This is a genomic window from Amycolatopsis sp. SID8362 (genome assembly GCF_010550475.1).
GTDB classification, from domain to species: Bacteria; Actinomycetota; Actinomycetes; order Mycobacteriales; family Pseudonocardiaceae; genus Amycolatopsis; species Amycolatopsis eburnea.
The window spans coordinates 1-3318 of the sequence record NZ_JAAGNB010001284.1; the positions used below are offsets into that span (position 1 = coordinate 1).

Sequence of the window (3318 nt, forward strand, 5' to 3'; positions counted from 1 at the left end):
TTGGCGTGGCGCGGCGGGATCGCCAGGCGCAGGACGTCCGACAGCGTGCCGCCGTAGCGGTCGGCCACCGCCCGGCACAGCGCGTGCAACGACGGCGGCAGCACCGGCTCGGCCGACGTCACGCGGTCCAGGAACGCCAGCTTCCGGTCGTACTCGCTGGATTCGCCGCGCTCGATGACGTAGCCGTCGACGAGCTGGCCGGCGAACCGGACACGGACGCGGCAACCCGGCACGGCGGTCTCGTGCAGTTTCTCGGGCACGAGGTAGTCGAACGTGCGGTCCAGGTGGGCCAGGGGGATGTCGACGACGATCCGCGCGACCGGTCGCTCCGGCGCGGGCGACTGCGCGCCCTTGGCCTTCGCGCCGGGCTTCGGCGGTTTCCGGGCGCGCGAGGGCGCCGCCTTGGGCGAAGGCGGCTTCTCCGGGAGCTCCCAGAGGGCGGCGGGCTCGGAACTGCTCACGCCGAGATCTCTACCAGACCCCTCCGACACCCCCAACGCCGAACGCCGTGAAGGCCTCCTTACCGGGCATAAAAGCCGGTAAGGAGGCCTTCACGGCTTTTACCGGGTGCCGCGCGGGAGGGCCAGGAACGCGGTGAGGGCGGCCGCGCCGACGATCGCCGCCGCCCAGGCTGACGCCGTCGTGTAGCCGTGGACGATCGCCGACGGCGTGGTGAGGCCCGCCGAGGCCGCCGTGGCGATCGTGTTCAGGGCCGCGGTGCCGAGCGAGGCGCCCACCTGCTGCGACGTCGTCACGAACGCCGAGGCCGCGCCCGCGTCCCGCGCGCCGACGTCGCGGGTCGCGACGTTCAGCACCACCGGCATGCACAGCCCGGCCCCGACGCCGAGCAGCAGCTGCATCGGCAGGACGACCGCGGCGTAGGACGCGTCCGGCGTCAACCGCGTGGCCGCCACGAGCCCGCAGGCCAGCACGAACAACCCGCCCGCCAGCAGCGGCCGCGGGCCGACGCGCGGGAGCAGCCGTCCCGAAAGCTGCGTCGACGTCAGCATGTTCGCCCCCAGCGTCGGCAGGAAGGCCAGCGCCGCGGCGAGCGCGCCGTAGCCCATCACGACCTGCAGCTGGTAGGTCAGGAACAGGAACATCCCGAACGCGCCGAACGACGCCGCCCCGACCGTCAGGTAGGCGACGGCGCGGGCGCGGTCGCGCACCACCGCGAGCGGCAGCAGCGGGTGCGGGTGCCGGGCCTGCCGGGCCACGAACCAGCCGAGCAGTGCCACCGAAAGCGCGAGGAAACCGATTACCGGCACCGAAAATCCCTGAGTGGCCACTTCGGACAGTGCGTGCACGAGCAGCACGACGCCACCGCAGCTGAGCGCCGCACTGGTCCAGTCCAGCCGGGTTTCGCGGTGCGCGGCCGTCGGCGGCACGGCGAACCAGGCGCCCAGCCCGGCGAGCACGGCGATCGGCACGTTGACGTAGAGGCTCCAGCGCCAGTCGAGGAACTGCGTCAGCGCGCCGCCGACGGTGAGGCCCAGCGCGGAGCCGGACATCATGATGGCGCTGAAGATCCCGAACGCCTTCCCGCGTTCGCGCGGGTCGGTGAAGGTGAGCGTCAGCAGCGACATCGTCGACGGCGCCAGCAGCGCGGCGAACACGCCCTGCGCCGCCCGTGCCCCGATCAGCCAGCCGCCCGACGGGGCCGCGCCGCCCACCGCGGAGGCCACCGCGAACCCGGCGATGCCGGCGAGCAGGGTGGTGCGGCGGCCGAGCCGGTCGGCCAGCCTGCCGCCGAGCAGCAGGAGACCGCCGAACGCCAGCGTGTACGCCGAAATCGTCCACTGGCGGCCGGTGTCGGACAGGCCCAGCGCGCGCTGGGCCGAGGGCAGGGCGATGTTCACGACGGTCGTGTCGAGCACGACCATCAGCTGGGCCAGGCCCAGTGCGGCGAGCGCGAGCCAGCGGCCCGCGACGCGCGGTGGCGCGATCGTGGTCATGGTGAACCCCCGGGGTAAGCTGTGGATGCATTGCTTGTCGGCCGACAAGCAATGCCAAGCTAAGTGATTACTAGTCGGCCGTCAAGTAAGTTGAGGAGCGGGGCATGGCCGGGCGGCGCACCGACACGCGCGAACGCATCCAGCGCGTCGCGCTCGAACTGTTCGCCGAGCAGGGGTACGAGGGCAGCTCGCTGCGGGAGATCGCCGAGCGCCTGGAAGTGACGAAAGCCGCGCTGTACTACCACTTCCGCACGAAGGAGGACATCGTCACCAGCCTCCTCGAGGACTGGGGCGCGGCGCTCGACGACCTCCTCGAGCGCGAAACCCGGCCCGAGGCGCTGCTCACCGAGTACGCCGGGCTGGTCGAGCGCCGGTTCGGCCCGGTCATCGGCCTGGTGCAGCGCAACGCGACGGCGTTGAAGGCCATCGCCGCGGGCGCCGGCCTCGCCGACCGGATGCTCCGCCTCCACGACCTGCTGTGCGGCGGGTCCGACACCCCCGAAGCGAGCCTGCGCGCGCGGCTCGCGCTGGTCGCCGTGCAGCTCACCAGCACCGAAGGCGGCCCGGAAACCCCGCCGGACGTCGCGCTCGCCGTCGGGCTCGACATCCTTTCTCCTGGTCGGAACGCGGACACGTAGGCTGGTCGGGTGCTCGCCGTAGTTCCGCCCCCAGTCACCGTCCGGGTCCCGGCCAAGGTCAACCTGCACCTTTCGGTCGACGACCTGCGCGAAGACGGTTACCACGAGCTGGTGACCGTGTTCCAGGCGCTGTCGCTGACCGACGAAGTGACCGTCGCGGTCACCGACGAGCCCGGCATCGAGGTCTACGGCGAGGGTGAGGGCGCCGTCCCGACCGGGCCGGAAAACCTGGCCTGGCGGGCGGTCGAAGCGCTGTCCGCGCACGTCGGGCGCACCGGCGAGCCGAAGGTCCGGGTGGTGCTGCGCAAGGGCATCCCGGTCGCCGGCGGCATGGCGGGCGGCAGCGCCGACGCGGCGGCGACCCTGGTCGGGCTCGCGTCGCTCTGGAACCTCGACGTCACGCGCGACGAGCTGGCCGGCATCGCGGCGGAGCTGGGCAGCGACGTCCCGTTCGCGCTCTACGGCGGCACCGCGCTGGGCACCGGCCGCGGCGAGCACCTCGTCCCGGTGCTGTCGCGGCACACGTTCCACTGGGTGCTGGCGTTCGACTCCGAAGGGCTGTCGACGCCGAAGGTGTTCAAGGAGCTGGACCGGCTGCGCGCGGCGGGCAACCCGCCGCGGATCGGGTCGCACACCCCGGTCGTCGAGGCGCTGGCCTCGGGCGACCCGCGCCAGCTGGCGCTCCTGCTGGGCAACGACCTCCAGGCGGCGGCGGTTTCGCTGCG

At 73.0% G+C, this 3318-nt stretch carries 3 protein-coding genes and 1 pseudogene; 2 read left to right on the forward strand and 2 right to left on the reverse strand.

Annotated features, from left to right (window positions below; all coding sequences use genetic code 11):
• Together G3I65_RS39790 and G3I65_RS39795 are read right to left on the reverse strand one after the other, a co-directional pair.
• A pseudogene (locus G3I65_RS39790) lies at nucleotides 1-461 on the reverse strand (primosome assembly protein PriA); the annotation flags it as partial.
• A 99-nt stretch (nucleotides 462-560) separates the two neighbouring features.
• On the reverse strand, nucleotides 561-1955 hold the full coding sequence (locus tag G3I65_RS39795; RefSeq protein WP_160700663.1) for an MFS transporter: 1395 nt from the start codon (nucleotides 1953-1955) through the stop codon (nucleotides 561-563).
• Between the two features lie 104 nt (nucleotides 1956-2059).
• On the opposite strand from G3I65_RS39795, the gene G3I65_RS39800 reads away from it, so the two are divergent.
• Together G3I65_RS39800 and G3I65_RS39805 are read left to right on the forward strand one after the other, a co-directional pair.
• A complete protein-coding gene (locus G3I65_RS39800; protein WP_160700664.1) occupies nucleotides 2060-2593 on the forward strand; it encodes a TetR/AcrR family transcriptional regulator in 534 nt (177 codons plus the stop codon).
• 9 nt (nucleotides 2594-2602) lie between these two features.
• On the forward strand, nucleotides 2603-3318 hold a 716-nt coding region (locus G3I65_RS39805; protein WP_160700665.1), incomplete at its 3' end, for a 4-(cytidine 5'-diphospho)-2-C-methyl-D-erythritol kinase.

What these genes read in the sequence shown, in the direction of transcription:
- G3I65_RS39795 (WP_160700663.1), bottom strand. Translation starts at nt 1,955, where the DNA reads ATGACCACGATCGCGCCACCGCGCGTCGCGGGCCGCTGGCTCGCGCTC.
- G3I65_RS39800 (WP_160700664.1), top strand. Translation starts at nt 2,060, where the DNA reads ATGGCCGGGCGGCGCACCGACACGCGCGAACGCATCCAGCGCGTCGCG.